Origin of the sequence: Nitrosopumilus sp. (assembly GCA_029862745.1) — an archaeon.
Classification (GTDB): Archaea; Thermoproteota; Nitrososphaeria; order Nitrososphaerales; family Nitrosopumilaceae; genus Nitrosopumilus.
In genome coordinates this window covers 29,703-46,182 of the sequence record JAOTWS010000002.1, presented here as the reverse complement: position 1 = coordinate 46,182, position 16,480 = coordinate 29,703, and the positions used below count along the sequence as shown (strand labels likewise).

At 31.5% G+C, this 16,480-nt stretch carries 18 protein-coding genes; 8 read left to right on the top strand and 10 right to left on the bottom strand.

Features of this window, described 5'->3' with window-relative positions; genetic code table 11:
- On the top strand, positions 1-1,941 hold the full coding sequence (locus tag OEM44_02105) for a beta-CASP ribonuclease aCPSF1 (GenBank protein MDH3515595.1): 1,941 nt from the start codon (positions 1-3) through the stop codon (positions 1,939-1,941).
- Here OEM44_02105 and sepF read toward each other — a convergent pair.
- Both sepF and OEM44_02095 read right to left on the bottom strand, forming a co-directional pair.
- Positions 1,933-2,211, bottom strand: coding sequence for a cell division protein SepF (sepF, locus tag OEM44_02100; GenBank protein ID MDH3515594.1), 279 nt, complete (start codon positions 2,209-2,211; stop codon positions 1,933-1,935). The genes OEM44_02105 and sepF overlap by 9 nt on opposite strands.
- 73 nt (positions 2,212-2,284) lie before the next feature.
- Positions 2,285-3,298 carry a tRNA (5-methylaminomethyl-2-thiouridylate)-methyltransferase gene (locus tag OEM44_02095; GenBank protein MDH3515593.1) on the bottom strand — a complete coding sequence of 338 codons (1,014 nt, stop codon included), beginning with the start codon at positions 3,296-3,298 and terminating at the stop codon, positions 2,285-2,287.
- Positions 3,299-3,369: 71 nt separating this feature from the next.
- On the opposite strand from OEM44_02095, the gene OEM44_02090 reads away from it, so the two are divergent.
- Complete coding sequence (locus OEM44_02090; GenBank protein ID MDH3515592.1) at positions 3,370-4,434, top strand: aminopeptidase P family protein; 1,065 nt, start codon at positions 3,370-3,372, stop codon at positions 4,432-4,434.
- Positions 4,435-4,436: 2 nt separating this feature from the next.
- On the opposite strand, the gene OEM44_02085 is transcribed toward OEM44_02090, so the two are convergent.
- From OEM44_02085 to OEM44_02060, 6 genes are all read right to left on the bottom strand, one after another.
- Positions 4,437-4,919, bottom strand: coding sequence for a hypothetical protein (locus OEM44_02085; protein ID MDH3515591.1), 483 nt, complete (start codon positions 4,917-4,919; stop codon positions 4,437-4,439).
- Positions 4,920-4,938: 19 nt separating this feature from the next.
- A complete protein-coding gene (locus OEM44_02080) occupies positions 4,939-5,775 on the bottom strand; it encodes a methyltransferase domain-containing protein (GenBank protein ID MDH3515590.1) in 837 nt (278 codons plus the stop codon).
- Between the two features lie 187 nt (positions 5,776-5,962).
- A complete protein-coding gene (gene coaBC / locus OEM44_02075; protein ID MDH3515589.1) occupies positions 5,963-7,216 on the bottom strand; it encodes a bifunctional phosphopantothenoylcysteine decarboxylase/phosphopantothenate--cysteine ligase CoaBC in 1,254 nt (417 codons plus the stop codon).
- Positions 7,206-8,045, bottom strand: a complete 840-nt coding sequence (panB, locus tag OEM44_02070; protein MDH3515588.1) for a 3-methyl-2-oxobutanoate hydroxymethyltransferase — start codon at positions 8,043-8,045, stop codon at positions 7,206-7,208. Before panB ends, coaBC begins: the two co-directional genes overlap by 11 nt.
- Positions 8,038-8,802 carry a 4-phosphopantoate--beta-alanine ligase gene (locus OEM44_02065; protein MDH3515587.1) on the bottom strand — a complete coding sequence of 255 codons (765 nt, stop codon included), beginning with the start codon at positions 8,800-8,802 and terminating at the stop codon, positions 8,038-8,040. Before OEM44_02065 ends, panB begins: the two co-directional genes overlap by 8 nt.
- 10 nt (positions 8,803-8,812) lie before the next feature.
- Positions 8,813-9,724 carry a GHMP kinase gene (locus OEM44_02060; GenBank protein ID MDH3515586.1) on the bottom strand — a complete coding sequence of 304 codons (912 nt, stop codon included), beginning with the start codon at positions 9,722-9,724 and terminating at the stop codon, positions 8,813-8,815.
- A gap of 65 nt (positions 9,725-9,789) precedes the next feature.
- Here OEM44_02060 and OEM44_02055 point away from each other — a divergent pair, with 65 nt between their 5' ends.
- Positions 9,790-10,770, top strand: a complete 981-nt coding sequence (locus OEM44_02055) for a phosphate uptake regulator PhoU (GenBank protein ID MDH3515585.1) — start codon at positions 9,790-9,792, stop codon at positions 10,768-10,770.
- Here OEM44_02055 and OEM44_02050 read toward each other — a convergent pair whose 3' ends face one another.
- Together OEM44_02050 and OEM44_02045 are read right to left on the bottom strand one after the other, a co-directional pair.
- Complete coding sequence (locus OEM44_02050; protein ID MDH3515584.1) at positions 10,771-11,286, bottom strand: NUDIX hydrolase; 516 nt, start codon at positions 11,284-11,286, stop codon at positions 10,771-10,773.
- A 25-nt stretch (positions 11,287-11,311) separates the two neighbouring features.
- Positions 11,312-12,214 carry an AsnC family transcriptional regulator gene (locus tag OEM44_02045; protein ID MDH3515583.1) on the bottom strand — a complete coding sequence of 301 codons (903 nt, stop codon included), beginning with the start codon at positions 12,212-12,214 and terminating at the stop codon, positions 11,312-11,314.
- Positions 12,215-12,329: 115 nt separating this feature from the next.
- Between OEM44_02045 and OEM44_02040 the strand changes: the two genes are divergently transcribed.
- The 5 genes from OEM44_02040 (at position 12,330) to OEM44_02020 (ending at position 16,251) form a co-directional block, all read left to right on the top strand.
- The gene (locus tag OEM44_02040; GenBank protein ID MDH3515582.1) at positions 12,330-13,517 is read left to right on the top strand and encodes an ABC transporter permease; all 1,188 of its coding nucleotides are present in this window, start codon (positions 12,330-12,332) and stop codon (positions 13,515-13,517) included.
- Between the two features lie 106 nt (positions 13,518-13,623).
- Positions 13,624-14,214, top strand: a complete 591-nt coding sequence (locus tag OEM44_02035; GenBank protein ID MDH3515581.1) for an ABC transporter ATP-binding protein — start codon at positions 13,624-13,626, stop codon at positions 14,212-14,214.
- Positions 14,214-15,518, top strand: a complete 1,305-nt coding sequence (locus OEM44_02030; protein MDH3515580.1) for a hypothetical protein — start codon at positions 14,214-14,216, stop codon at positions 15,516-15,518. The genes OEM44_02035 and OEM44_02030 overlap by 1 nt, the downstream gene beginning before the upstream one ends.
- Before the next feature lie 44 nt (positions 15,519-15,562).
- Entirely contained in the window at positions 15,563-15,895 is a 333-nt protein-coding gene (locus OEM44_02025; GenBank protein MDH3515579.1) for a hypothetical protein, read from the top strand.
- A 164-nt stretch (positions 15,896-16,059) separates the two neighbouring features.
- On the top strand, positions 16,060-16,251 hold the full coding sequence (locus tag OEM44_02020) for a hypothetical protein (GenBank protein ID MDH3515578.1): 192 nt from the start codon (positions 16,060-16,062) through the stop codon (positions 16,249-16,251).
- The last annotated feature ends 229 nt before the right edge of the window (positions 16,252-16,480 follow it).

Below are 16,480 nucleotides of genomic sequence, written 5' to 3'. Positions count from 1 at the left end.
ATGCAAAAAAAACAATTACAAAGAGATTTAGATCCTAGTAGCCAAAGTATTATGGCAACCATACTGCAAAGTATACCCAAGGAAGCAAGTGTTACAAAAATAGAATATGAAGGACCAAGAATTGCTCTTTACACAAATACTCCACGGTATCTGATGGAAAACAATGATACAATATCCAATCTTGTAAATATAATTAAAAAACGAATTGTTGTTAGAACTGATGAATCAATAAGAAAACCTGAAGAAGAAGCTAGAAAAATCATTGCAGAATATGTTCCAAAAGAAGCAAATCTACAAGCAACTCTTTTTGATGCTACAACTGGTGAAGTATCAATTGAAGCAAAAAGACCTTGGCTATTACAAAGAAATGCAAAAGAATTCAATCATGTGGAAGTAACTGAGATAACAGGCTGGAGATTACGCATTAGAAAAGCAACAACCATACCATCACGTACAATTCAAACAATTAATGCAACTCTAAAACAATCTTCCTCTGAAAGGAGTAAACAGCTTAAACAAGTCGGTGATGAAATTTTTAGACCTCGGTTATCTCCAAGAACTGAAGTTTCGCTTTATACTCTTGGTGGATTTGGTCAAGTAGGACGATCTTCATTACTATTATCCACACCTGAAAGTAAGATCCTAATTGATTGTGGCATAAATCCTGGTGCAAGATCTCCTATGGATGCATTTCCTAGATTAGACTCGCTCAATATCACGCTAGATGAACTTGACGCAATAGTCATTGGGCATGCACATTTAGATCACACTGGATTTTTACCGACTTTATGCAAATATGGTTATAAAGGTCCAATTTATTGTACTGAACCAACACTTCCAATGATGAATCTTATTCAGTTAGATGCAATCAAAGTAGCATCTGCTCAAGGTAGAACCCCAATTTATGCTGAACGAGATGTAAAACAGATTATGAGACAAGCAATTACATTACCTTATGGAACAGTTACTGATATTTCACCTGATATTAAACTAGTTTTTGCAAATGCTGGTCATATACTAGGTTCTGCCTTGTGTCATTTTCATATTGGAAATGGAGTTCACAACTTTGTTTATTCAGGTGATATTAAATTTGGAAAGAGTATTTTGTTCGAAGCTGCTAGTTGGAATTTCCCAAGGGTTGAAACATTATTGATTGAAAGTACGTATGGTCTTAAAGAAGATATTCAACCAACTAGACAAGAAGTAGAATCTGCATTCATTAATGCTGTTAACAACACATTAGCAGATGGAGGAAAAGTTCTGATACCTATTCCCGCGGTTGGACGTGCACAAGAAATCATGATGGTAATTGATCATTATATGAAATCGGGTGAAATGATCGAAGCCCCTGTATTTACTGAAGGAATGATATCTGAAGCATCAGCAATACATGAATTCTATCCTGAATATCTTGCAAGAGAACTTAAACAAAAGATTCTAGAAACTGATGATAACCCATTTGATTCTGAATACTTTACAAATATTGAACATGGAGATGCTAGAGAAGAACCAATGAGAGATAACTCCCCATGTATTATCTTAGCAACATCTGGAATGTTAGAAGGTGGACCAGTTTTAGAATATTTCAAAAATATTGCACCTGATAAAAAAAATAAAGTACTGTTTGTTTCTTATCAAGTTAATGGAACTTTAGGAAGAAGAGTTCTTGACGGTTCTAAACAAGCAACCATGTTGGGAAAAGAGGGAAAAGTTGAAGTTGTCTCAATTAACTGTGGTGTGGAAAAACTAGATGGATTTAGTGGGCATAGTGATTATAATCAATTAATGTCATTTGTGCAAAGACTAAGACCAAAACTTCGTCGTGTGTTAGTTAATCATGGTGAACGTAAAAAATCAGAAAACCTTGCTATGAATATTAGAAGAATGTATAAAGTACCTGCACATTATCCGCAAGTCCAAGAAGCGATAAAATTATTTTAGATCATATTCCGGTTTCCAGATCTTTATACTTGATGGTGCAACAATAATTCGCTCTTCTCCTAATCTGGCTATCTCTGCATCTGCAGCTTTTGCAATAGAATACAATTCTTCTACAACTTTACGAAGCTGTTCAACATCCTTTTGTGCTAATGGTGTAACTCTTAGAATCAAAATCATATCTTTTTTTATGTCCTCTTTGATAGAATGAATATCACTGATATCTCTAATTGTTATGGCCTTGAGATATGTTGGATTTTCTTGTTTTTGCATCCTTGTTGAAAATGAGATTTACTCACTCAAAAACTCTTCCTTAGTTTTAACTAATTTTTTAAAAAATTCACGCCTACATTCTAAATTTAATATAATATTCTTCTATTGCACAATTTGAACTAATTTCTTCAGATAAATTATCATTTTTGACAATAACAATTCCCTGCTCATTTTCTGGTGCATCTGAATATCTTAGAGTTACAGATGCTGCAAATTCAATATGAGATTTTGTATTCTTACCACGTAATATTGAAACTGGCCCTACGTAATCTTTCGCTTCAAATAAAATATCTCCTGGTAATGCTAATGCTTTGATCATTTCATTTTCATCTTTATTTCTTCCAACAACAAATTTTGTTTCTTCATCTAATCTAAAATGTCTACCAATTTTTAATAAGTCAATATCATTAATTGTTGGAGTTTCAATATGTTCAAACAAATCTTTAGCTTTAATTCCAAACTGTGGTTCTGTTAACAAGCAACCCCCTCCTGCATTAGGTGGATTTTCAATACCATATTTTTTTGCCATTTCTAATTGATTTCTTCGTGTTCTCCCTTTGATCATTCCAAGATCTTCTCTTTTGATCAAACCATTTTTTTCAGGATCTGTTGCTGGAAGTAATCCTGCTGATAACGGTCTAACAATTTTTCCAATAAGGTTTGAATCTTTTTCAATCATTCTTAATGAATCTAAATGTTGACTCATTGGACGTTGGCCTAATACTTCACCTGATATGATAAATTCTGCACCAATTTCTTCCATGTGTTTTTTTGCCGCATCAAACATCATAGTTCGACAATCAACACATGGATTAAAACCAGCACCAATTCCATGTTTTGGATGTTTTAACATCTCAATGTATTCATCACCAAGATATACTGTCTTTAAATTAACATTTAGATCATCTGCTCTCTCTCTAATTTCAAATCCACACCCTCGCCCACAATCAAAATCACAAAAAGGAGTTTTTATTGCAACAGCTGAAACTTCAAAACCTTGCTCTTGCATTATTCTTACTGCAAGTTGACTATCTAGACCACCTGATAGTAAGGCAACTACTTTTTTTTTCTCTTTTTTTTCTGCCACAAAAAATTAATCTAATTTTCCATATACAAACTTTACATCAAACATAAATTAAGAATCAAAGATATTTTTGTATGAAGCAGAGAAGAAAGAATCTTCTAAAATTTGCTCAAAAAATTAATTGTGATACCTTGGTCACTTTTGAACCTGAAAATTTGTTTTACATGACTGGATTTTGGGGTGAAGCCATTGGATTACTTGAAAAAAATGGAAAAACTACCATTATTACACCAGAACTAGAAGTAGGTAGAGCAAAAGAAGAATCTGAAGATTGTAATGTAATTACTGCAGAACGTGGAACCGGCTTGCTTTCTTCTTTGATTAAAAACATAAATAAAAATCAAGTTTGTACTGATTGTCAAAACTATTCTACTATGATGACCCTAAAGAAACATGTTCCTACAATAACATCAAATACGGAACCGTTTTACAATTCCCGAATAATTAAAGAAGAAAAAGAAATTCTAATACTTAAAAAAGCATCAAAAATCATAGATGAAATGTTTGAGATTTGTTCGAAAAAAATGAAAGTAGGTCAAAAAGAATCAGAATTGCAGACAATTTTGATGACTTATGCGATGGAACAAGAAATGTTTGACACTGGATACAAGTCTACACTCAATCCCTTGATAATTGCTGGAGGTCCCAACGGTGCTCTTCCTCATGCCCAAGTTACTCAAAGAAAGTTCAAAAAAGGTGATCTTGTGGTAACTGATCTTACATTGAGATACAAAGGATATGTTTCAGATGCAACTAGAACATTTGCTATTGGAAAAATTTCATCGGAAGCAAAAGAAGCATATGACATAGTTAAAGAATCTCAAAATCTAGGTCTAAAAGCTGTCAAACCAAATGTAAATTGTAAAGAAATAGATCTTGCATGCAGAAAATATATTGAAGAAAAAAATTATGGTAAATACTTTATCCATTCAACTGGTCATGGGATTGGATTAGAAGTACATGAGCTTCCAACTATTTCTTACAGAAGTGATACAAAATTAAAAAAAAATATGGCAATTACAGTAGAACCTGGAATCTATATTGAAAATAAATTTGGAATCAGGATAGAAGATTCACTAATTGTAAAAGAACGACCAATTGTAATGCACAAATTTACTAAAAATCTAGTCACAGTTTAAGCTTAATCATAAAAGTCTACTAAATCAATAATGTGTTTTGATTCTGGATTATTTGAAGTAAGTTTTTTAGAACTTGTATTTACATTCCAATCATAATTTATTTCTCCTTTATGTGATTGAAAATTCAAAACAACTCTATATTCATCTGAATCTATTTTTAATATGTCTAATTTAATTTTGGTTTTTTTATCATCAAAAATTTTCTCATCTGGATACTCTTCTTTAATTTTGGTTTCAATTGCTTTTAATACTGTTAGCCCTGTTTCATTTGGACCATTATACTTCATTAGAATATCTACAATTTGTTGGTCTTCAGATCCAAGTTCTGGTATACTATTTTCTAGATTCTTTTCTGATAATACTCCATATGCTGAAATTACAATTAATGCAATGGCTGCAAGGTAAAATGGTGCCCTTTTTCGCAGAAATGCTTTAAAATCTGATTTTTTTGGTTTTTCCTCTTTTTTCTTTTTATCTTTACCCATTTCTTTCTCCTTAGAATCTCTAGTATTTAGCTGTTGAAATTAAAACTTGCCAAGGGAATAGAATTTGACCATTTTTCTTTGTATATTTAGCTGTTTTCTCTTTTACTAATAATTTCAATTCCTTTCGTTTTGAATATTCTAAAGCATTTAGTTTTTCTTTTAGTGGCTTTGGAATGTATTTTATGTAATTTTTCCAATATTCCTCAAACACTCCAGGATTGTATTGAAAAAGAAATTCTTTTACTATAACATTTGAAAATCCTGCTTTAGAAATTTCAGATCTTAATGCAAATTTTGTTCCAAACCTATCTAGATCTGGTGAATTTGGAGGAACATAATCTGGAATGTATTTAATTACTGAATCTAAAATACTGTTAAAAAATGGAACATTATTTCCATGAACTGATATTCCAATTTTACCTGATTTTTTGAGGCTATTTCTCATGTTTTTTAATGCTTTTTGAGCATTTGGAAAAAAGAATAATGCATACTGACAAGTTACAACATCAAATTTTTTAGAAAAACTAAATTTCTCTGCATCGATATTTAGAAAAACTAAATTTGATTTATTATCATTCCATTTTTTTGCAATTTTAATTGCAGCAATTGAAGTATCTATGCCAACAACATATCCTGAATTATGAATTTTTTTTTGAATTTCTTTTGTTAAAGCACCTGTACCACATGCAAGATCTAGTACTAAATCACCTTTATTGATGCCAACTAATTCAATTAATTTTTTACTGCTTTGAAATGGTCCCTTGTTTACGCTTGCCCACTTTTTATGATAACGAGGGGCAACTTCATTCCAAATTTTCATATTCCTTTGTTTGTATTCAAAATGAATCAATTTCATTTGTATAACTTTGATCTATCAAGTATTTTATGTAATCTCTTGAAGATCATCTTTTTGTATTTTACTTGTCTCATGATAATATCTATGTTCAATTATCGCTAATTTTTCTTTTAATTTGTTGTATTTTTGGTTTTCTATTTTTTTTAAATTCCTTATAGTCAGGTAAGTTTTCGTAGTTCTAATTTCTTCATTCTATGTTTAATTCTATTTGTTTTCTAATAAATTTGGCAATTTTTTGTTTTTTCATCCAACTTGTTGAAACTACTTTTTTAGAATTTATGATAATTACTTGATTATTTTGAGGATTTTTTTTATATTTCAGTGAACCAATATCATTAGCTATTATCATGTCTGATGATGAATCTCTTAATTTTTTTTGTGCAGATTTAATCAATTGATTTTTTGAAACGTTTGCTTCTGCTTTAAAACCAACCAAAAATACGCTCTTTTGATATTTTTTGATTTGATCTATAATTTTTGGTGATTTTTTGAGATTAATTCTTAATTCTGATTTTGAACTTTTTATTTTATTTTTACTTGCTTTCACTGGAATATAGTCAGCTATTGCTGCTGCCATGATAACAATATCAAATTTTTTCTTTAATTCTCTTCTAATTGCATCGTGCATATCATTACTAGATTCAACATTGATTATTTTTGCTCCCTTTGGTGGTTTTTCTTCTCCCGGACCATAAACAAAAGTAACTTTAGCTCCTGCAGAAATCAATTCAGATGCTAAAAACACTCCCGTTTTTCCTGAGCTAAGATTTGTTATTACTCTTACAGGATCAATATATTCAATTGTTGGGCCGGCAGTTATCAACACTTTTTTATTTTTTAACACTGAAGAAAATCCAAACTTTGATAGAACATATTCTAAAACATCCTCAGGTTCTGAAGCTTTTGCTTTACCTTCAATCATATTGGGAGCCAGAAATTCAATTTTGTTTTTCAAATAGTCTATGTTTTTTTTAACTGCCAAATTATCATACATTGATGCATGCATGGCCAGACACATCAAAATTGGAATTTTTGATCCAAATCCTACAGTAAGTATTGTGGAAATTGGGGTATCATCAATACCATTTGCTAATTTCCCTAATGTGTTTGCCGTAGCAGGATATACTATTATAAGATCTGATTGATTATAATCTGCTAACCTAATATGCTCTAATTCTCCTGTCAGCTTAGTTATTACTTCATTACCTGTAGCCCATTTGAAATATTCAGGTTGCACTAGCTTTGTAACTGCATTGCTTGTTACACATGTTACATCGGCACCGTGTCTCATAAGTAATCTTGCTAATTCAATTGCTTTGTATGCTGCAACACTACCTGCAACGCAAAGCACAATTTTCTTGCCAGATATTTCTATACCATGTGAATTGACAATATCTAAAGATGGATGATCTTTTTGCTTTACCTTTTTTTTAACTACCAATTTGCTCACGTAATTTCTTTAACTCTTCCTCATTCATTGAGAACCAGTTTTCTTGTGCTGGAAATATGCCTGATTCGACATCTTTCTTATAATTTTCAAGCGAATTTACTATATCTTCAGATAAATTCATGTATCTTTTTGCAAATTTTGGCTTAATCTTATCATACATTCCTAACACGTCTTGTACTACCAACACTTGACCGTCACAGCCTGCTCCTGAACCAATTCCAATAGTTGGTATACTGATTGTTTCAGAGATTATTTCAGCTACTTCATGACTTACCATTTCCAATGCAATACTAAATACACCTGCATTTTCTAGCTCTTTTGCATCGTCAATTAACTTCATTGCCGAATCTTTTGTTTTTCCTTGTATTTTGTATCCTTCTGAAAGTATTGCTGTTTGAGGTTGCAATCCTATATGTCCCATTACTGGTATTCCTATATCAACAATTTCACTAATCGTTTCTGCCATAACCGAACCTCCTTCCAGCTTTACTGCATCAGCACCAGCTTTGATCAACCTGCCAGAATTACTTATTGCGTCTTCAATACTTGTTTGATATGACATGAATGGTAAATCTGATACTAGTAGAGAATTTTTTCTTGCTCTACTTACTGCCCCGGTAAACATACACATTTGATCCATTGTCACTGAAATTGTATTTTCATATCCTAGTATGACCATTCCAGCACTATCACCTACCAGTAACACATCAATTCCTGCTCTGTCACATAGAGAAGCTAATGTGTAGTCATAACTTGTAATTACTGAAATTTTCTTTTTTTCTTTTTTCATAGTTAAAATGTCTTGGACTGTTTTATGCAATCTTAGCTCTCCTTGTTAAATTATTTTTGATTTGATTTACACTTTCTATAAGATTTTTCTTATTGTCAAAATTAGCAATAATTTTTTGAAGATTTTTTTTATTGTTTTTTGACATTTTTTTACATTCCTCAATAAGTAAATCAATTGCCCTAGTTACATTATCTACAATTGTAATGTTTGCAGTCTGTGAAGTTCTTGATAGAGGATTTAGATCAAATGTGATGACCGTTTTTCCGACTTTTCTTAATGCCATTGTTCTATCCCCATCTTCTAATGGTACTACAACAACATCAGCAACAAAAATTCCATTCTTATCTACAATTCTTCTTGCAGAATCAATACCTGACAGTTTTGTTGATGAACTAATTCTTGACCCTAGAATTTCTAAGGCACCATTTTTTTTAAGAGTCTTAATAATTGCCCGCTTTCGATTCTCATTAGCATAGAATAGATTTACTTCAATTTTTGCTTTAATTTGTTTTGATAATTTCACAATTTGTTTAGGGCATAATGCGGCAACATTCCCATTAACTGAAATTACAGGCGTTTCAGCTAATAGGAGTTGTGCAGCTGCAGCTTTGATTGCACGTACTGCAGTTTTTCCTGTTTTTTCACCTAATAGATAATCAAAAGCTTCTCCTCTACCTTGTGCCAAAAGTCCTTCTTTTGCAACCAATCCGTTATCAAATCCATTAACTAGTTTTTCACGTATTAAAAGTGATTTTGCTCTTGGATGTGATTTAGGAATTATTTGCATGTAATTTCAATTAATTATAAAGTACTCTTGCTCCAACATTATCTAATTCTGATTTTATTATAATTCCATTATCATATTTTTGTAAAATTTTCAAAATTTTGGATTCATTTTCTTTTGGAATCATAGAAAAAATAGTTTCACCAAAGAGTGCAATTCCACATTTAATATTATTTTCAGAAAGATCTCTAACTAATTTCTCCATTCTAGGTGTCATCACATCTACATATTTTGCAAATTCTAAAGACATGTCTTGAAAATGTTCATAATTTTTTGATTCTAATAGTTTATCAACCATTTTTCCACCAAGACCATTAATTTGTGCTAAACGCTCTTTGATGAATTTGTTTGTAGATATGGGGGAGAAACAGATCATAATTACAGACATTTCATCTGTATCGATTTTTTTAATAGACCCAATTCCTGGTGCACCAGGTTTTACACGAATTTCAAAACCTCCATGATATGATGCTAATACATCGCCTAATCCTGTTTTACAATTTACTTCAGCATTGTGTGCAATTTGTCCAATTTTTATTTTATCTAATTTTGTCTCAAGAACCCTATCTAATGCAAATGACAATGATAAAGCAACAGCACTGCTTGATCCTAAACCATACCCGACTGGAATTGATATGTTGTGCTCAATATCAATAAACTTATTTGAAAATTCACCAAGCTTTAGAAATTCATTTAACACATATTTTGAAACATCTGTTTTATCTGATTGATATCCATTAGTTGTAATTCTAAAATTAGATTTTTGATTATTTCTTGTATTTATTTTCACTTTGGTTGTAACGCCTTCTTTAATTGAGAAGCCTGCGCCAGTAGAACCTAAATTTTCTAAAGCATCATGTTGGTCTTCTAAATGGGCTTTGAAAAAACCAGTGATATGTGCAGGACAAAATGCTGTAGCCTCCATTGATCTAAGTTTAAATTTTACATAAAATATAAGAATATGGCTTAAATTAATTAAATTAATATAAATTGACTAAATTCATTCGTCGCCTGCAAAGAATAGGAAGCAGTATCCTAGTGTCACTTCCAAAAGAATGGGTTGATACTAATCATCTTGATAAAGGTAATCAAGTGGAAATTGAAACTGGACAGGACACCATTTCAATATCTGCAAATAAGGATACACGTCCAACAAAAGAACTTGTAATTTCTTACCCATTACCACAAGAAGAAAATATTGTGGCAAATATCACTGGAGCCTATCTCTTAGGATATGATATAATTCAAATAAATTCAAAATCAATTATTCCTGGAAAAGATAGAGAGGAAATTCGTAATTCAATGAGAAGATTAGTGGGAATGGAAATAATTGAAGAAGCTGCATCTCATATTAATATGCAATTTCTTTTAGATGCAACAACACTTAATCCAGAAAAAATTCTCAAACGAATGAGTTCAATCGCACTTGGAATGTATGATGATGCATCTAATGGATTAATTTCAGATGATAAATCTAATCTACAAACATTATCAAAACGTGATGTTGAGGTAAATAGACAATATTTCTTACTTGTCAGATTGATTAGAAGTACACTTGTTGATAAAAGATTAGCTAATGTATTCAATTTAGAAAATATAGATATACTTGATTATAGAGTTGCAGCAAATGTTCTTGAAAATGCAGGTGATTCTATTGTTGAACTTTCTATATTTATTTATAATTCATCTTTATCTACTGAACTCTCTAAAAAAATATTTGATACTGTAAAAAATTTTAATACACTTGCTGAAAAATCAATCCTTGCATTTACAAAGCCTGATAGGCTTTTAGCAATTGAAGCCATATCTTCACATAAACAATATGAAGAAAAATTAAGCTCACTACGAATTACATTTGGAAATAAAAAAGAAATTCCAATAGAATTTTTTGATTTATTGTATATGTATGAACGAATTGCACAATCATGGGCAGATGTAGTAGATCTTGTTCAACCAATTTATAATGAATAATTAAAATAATTTCTTTTTTGCAGCATATGTTAAAACTGCACATATCGTTTTTGAATCTTGAATTTTTCCAGTTTTAATCATTATCAATAATTTTTTTAAATCTATTTTCACTACTGATAATATTTCATCTTCATCTAATTTTAAATTTGCAATTTTCTTTAATCCTGAGGCTACAAAACAGTGAATTTTCTCAGCATTATAGCCAATTGACGGATAATATGTAATTAATGGAGTCATCTTCTTTGCTTTATATCCTGTCTCTTCTTCTAATTCTCTAAATGCGCATTTAATCGGCTCTTCTTTTTTTTCTAATGTTCCGGCAGGAATCTCTAGGACATATCCATATGGAAATCTATGTTGTTTAACAAGTATTACTCTATTCTCTTCATCAAAAGCAAGCATAGCTGCTGCACCTCTGTGTTCAATTACTTCTCTTTTGACTAACCTTCCCTCAATTTTTCCTTCATAAACACTAAGACCTAAAATTTTTCCATCATAGATCTTTGTTTTCTTCATATAATATCTAAAAAATAATTCTTATTTAATTTGTTTGATATATAAGATGCAATTTTGGTGATTTTTTAAAATCTCTAATTGCTTTTTCTATCCATTTAACGTAAAATGAAATCTTCTTTGGTATGAACAAATCAGCTGATTTTACATTTTTTATGGTTCTTACTTTTTGTGTAAGTTCATCCATCTTGAAAATATTATCACTGTACATGAACAGAACAATCTGATTTTTTGCTATAAATGGAATTTGTAAATATGATTCAGAAAATGAATTATTCAAGTTTCCTAATGTTTCTTTCAGATCACCATCTATCCAAGCTAATACAGCATAAGGGATGAAATCTTTTATTTTTTTAGGATCATAAACTAATGTAAATTGAATACCTTCATTCCTATGTAATTTTTCTATACATCTTGTTATTGTTTTTGTTGACATGTTAGTGGTTTTTGCAACTCGTTCAATTTTCTGTCTTGGATCTTTTATCAATTCTTCTAAAATTTCCAAGTCTGTTTTTGTAAGATTTGAATTGAACCCCGGATTTTCTGCCTCAAAAATGGATAATACTCTCACATCTTTCATCAATTTTTTTGCAATCTCAATTTTTTGCTTCATATTTTCTTTTATCGTAATACCACAAACTGTTATTCCCCCAATACATGGCACGACAAAATATGGTTCACCAACAAGATTTGTTTGCTCTAAAATCTCATTCATGTTTTCACCTATTACAACAATGTACAAAACACCATAACCCAATACAGGAGGCTCTACTTTGATGAAAAACTCTTCAATAATCTTCTTTTCTTGCATCTTTTGGATTCGAGTTCGAACTGCTCCTCCAGAAATTCCCAATTCTATGCCTATTTGTCTATCTGATTCTCTACAATTATTCAATAACCTACTTAATATTTTCATGTCTAAATTGTCCATTTCATCACTTATTTTTTTCCTTATGATACAGAAAACACTAATCTATTATAAAATTGTCTATATTATTAGCACTATAGATGATAGACATTAAATATTAGACTATTTTATATTTTTTGTGGATTATAGGCTAAAACTTGCCAAACGAATGCTATTCAATAAAAAGGGTAGTTTGATTGGAGCTGTACTAGCTGTTACAATTGGAATTTTGGTTATTCATGTTAACTTTGTAATCTTTCAGGGATTGTTTGATGCTATAGTTAGGGATATTAGTGATTATAGAAATGGCGATATTCTTGTAACTGATGAGGCAGATTATATCGATAAATCTGATCTGTCAATTGTGAATTGGTTTGAAAGAATACCTTATGTTGCGGGGGCAGCGCCGCGGCTTTCATCAAGTGCTGAAATGAATATGACAAAAAATGGAAAACTAATTGAGGAAACTAGAGTGCCAATAGTGGGTGTTGATCCATTTCGTGATATTAGAGCATCTACTGTTCATGAAACTGTTTCAGAAGGAAACTATGTCTTTTCAAGAAATTCTATTGTGTTAGGATCTAATGTGGCAGCAGATCTTGGAGGAGCCGAAGTTGGTGATAGTGTTAAAGTTCTTGTTGTAGATAGATTCGGAGAAGATCAGATTAGAAGATTCACTATTTCTGGAATTGCAAAATCACCTGGAGGTCAGGGATTTGATTATACAGCTGTTGTACATATTGATACTCTACGTGATATGATGAATAGACCTGGAGATACTGGTTCATTTATGGTGAAACTAAACGATCCTTCGAAAGCATTAGAGGTAAAAGAATTCTTTTTAACATCATTTCCTAATGATGATTTTCTCGCAGAAACCATAGAAGAATCAGCTGAAGAACAACTTGCAGGTTTTAGATCTGGTATTGCAATGATTAGCATGATAGGTTATTTTGGAATGATGTCATCTGCATTTGCAATTCTTACAATTCAGATGATGTTAGTCAATGGAAAAACTAAAGAAATTGGAATTATGAGGGCAATTGGAGCCAAAAGAAAAGACATTCTAATAGTCTTCATTTTTCAAGGAATGATTATTGGAGCAATTGGTGCTGGAGTGGGAACTGCAGCAGGATTGGGTTATACTTTTTATGCAAAAGAAACAAAAATGTCATTTAACAATAGTTTACCTCTTGAGGTTAGCTATAACTGGGAAAAGATCATACAAACTGCCTTGACTTCCTTTGCTTTGGCAATTATTGCATCTTTGTATCCTTCGTATAGGGCAACAAAGCTATTACCCGTGGAGGCGATGAGAACTGTCTAAAGTACTTGAAATTACTAATGTTAGTAAGATTTACGGAGAAGGAGATAGTAAAGTCAAGGCTCTTGATGATGTATCATTTTCAATTGAGAGGGGTGAACTTGTCCTAATTGTAGGAAGTTCCGGTTCTGGAAAATCTACATTACTTAACATTATTGGATTGTTAGATCATCCATCAAATGGAAAGATCTTCATTGATGGTGTTGATACCACAACACTTGATGATAATAAAATTTCCTCATTTAGAAACAAAAAATTAGGATTCATCTTCCAATTTTCTAACTTACTTACTGATCTTTCTGTTTTAGAAAATGTACTGTTACCAAGACAAATTGGAGGAACTGATGGCATTGCTGAAAAAGAAGCTAGAGATTTATTAAAAGCAGTAGGGCTTGAAGACCAAATGAATAAACGTGCAAACAAGATTTCAGGTGGACAAGCTCAAAGAGTAGCAATTGCAAGAGGATTAATCAACAAACCCGTAATTGTTTTAGCTGATGAACCTACAGGCAATCTTGATTCTGTAACTTCAGAAACAATTGTTCAACTAATGAAATCAATGGCAAAAAAACTTAATCAAACATTCATTATAGTTACACATGATAGACAACATTTTGGTGAAGTAGATAAGGTGATAACGATAAAAGATGGTAAGGCGTTTGAGGGCGAACAACCATCTGAAATGGAGGTCATAATATAATGAATGTAAAACTCTTGTTATCTTTGTTTGTAATAGGATTTGCACCATTTATTTTTAATAACTCTTATGCACAAATCATCTCAGGAGGGTTTGGCAATTCTCCTTTTGAAAGAGACTATGGAGATGTCAAATTCCTTGATGCATACTTTGGAACAATAGATGAGAAATTTGAGATTGATGCAGGTGACAAAAATGTACCATTTACTGTAGTAATGGCAAATGTTGGAACTCAGGATATTACTGGAATACGAGGACAACTGTCTCTACCTCTTGGATTTTCAGCCTCAGATGGACCTGGTTCATTAATTTATGGTGACGCTGATTCAAATTCTCTTGCTGGAGAAAACTTTCATCTAACATTTTTTGTTGATATAGGCAATAGTGTTAAAGTCCAACAATATCCTGGTACGGTCAAAGTTGACTATTCACGACTTCGTGAGTCCGGCGTTCGAACTGCGTTTGAGAATTTTGATTTTAAAATAACTGGAGAAAGTGTAATAAACATCCGTGCACTAGATCCATTCCTTACATCTTTACAACAAAACCATGTAACAATTGAAATTTCAAATGATGGAACTGCACCTATTTCAAGTGTTAATGTAGTACTGCAAAATACGCAAAGTGAAAGAGCATCAACTACCCAATCTATTACTAATATAGAGAATGTTGTTGTTCTAAATACCGATTGGGAAATTGGTGAAATTGATCCAAAATCAAAAAAACTAATTGAACTTGACATATACGTACCAGAATCTTTGAAAGGTGATACACTTCGTGCACCCATTGAAATAACTTATTTTAATGCACATGGTGATAAGCAGACTGTTTCACGAATAGCTGATTTCTATGTTAAAGGCCTCATTGATTTGTCCATATACAATATTGATGTCATTGAACTATCTGGTACACAGATGGTAATTGGAGAAATAATTAATGAAGGAAATGAAGATGGATTATTTGGTTTTGTATCTATTGAACCTCGTGGAGATTCTAATATCAAATCAAATACCCAATTCATTGATGAAATTGAAATTGATGCCCCTGTTCCATTTAACATTCCTATTGAGTTTGATGGTGAGCCAAAATATGGGGAACATGACGTCACCATTACTGTACGATACAAAGATGGTGTTAGAGATGAGATCTTTCAACCACATGATGCAACAATATTTGTTAAAGAACCATCAAATGATGACGACTCTGGTCCAGATTTAACCATGATTACTATTCCAATTATTGCGGCAATAGGCATTGGAATTTACATAATACGCAGGCGTAAAAAAATAACAACTCCTACAAGCTAGGTGTTAAATCTCAAATCTAAAATGAGGAAATAGATTCATTCAAATTGAAATTGAACATAATTGTTCTCATTGTGGTTTTCGCAGTAGGAGGTTTGGTAATCTCTTTGGGATTTCTTACAAATCAAAAATATGTTGAATCCCCTGAAATTTCTAATCAATATGAGAAATTAGAGACATACAAAAATGAACTCGAAAAAATCAATCAATATAATCGACAAATTCTAAAAGACCTAGAAGAAAGAATTAAAAATTCTAATGATGTTCATCTAGAGAATATTAATGAAGAGATTGCAGTAATAGAAAAAGTAATTGATCAAAATGCAGCAGAGCTTGAAGAGGTAATCAAAAAATTATCTCAAATGGATTATGATCCCTGATCTAACAATTTTCAATTCTAAAACTTGTATTTATTTTATCATCCACTAAGGGAATGTTAATGGTTATATGTCAAAATATATTTTCTTTTTTTATAATATTGTGTAATCCAAATTTTTTCTGTTGTACTTCTAAATTCATATAGTTGCTGACAAATTTCTTTTTGTTGGAGACACATCAGAAACTAACATTTATCGGAGTGATTTTGTTAGTTGTAACGTTTTTGATCAACTACTATCATCAAGAGGTTCATCCTGGGATTGGACTAAACTATGCATATGTTACAGGTATTGCAATGCTGACGGTCTTTTCAATTAGTTTCATAATGTTTACAAAAGATCGGCTAAAGACATCTTGAGATTTTTTGCCTGTTTAATGATTAGTGTAAAATTACAATTTTAGAAAAACCATTCATTTCATCTATTGAATGTATGAAATTTATATCAAAGGATTAGTAGAAATTTTCAGTTAGCGGTAAATACCAATTTATAAAATTCAATCTAACCATCAAAGTACAACATATTTTTGGTCTTAGGCTGAAGCACTTTACAGACCGTAAGGTTATATGCAATTACTAGATCTTGCGA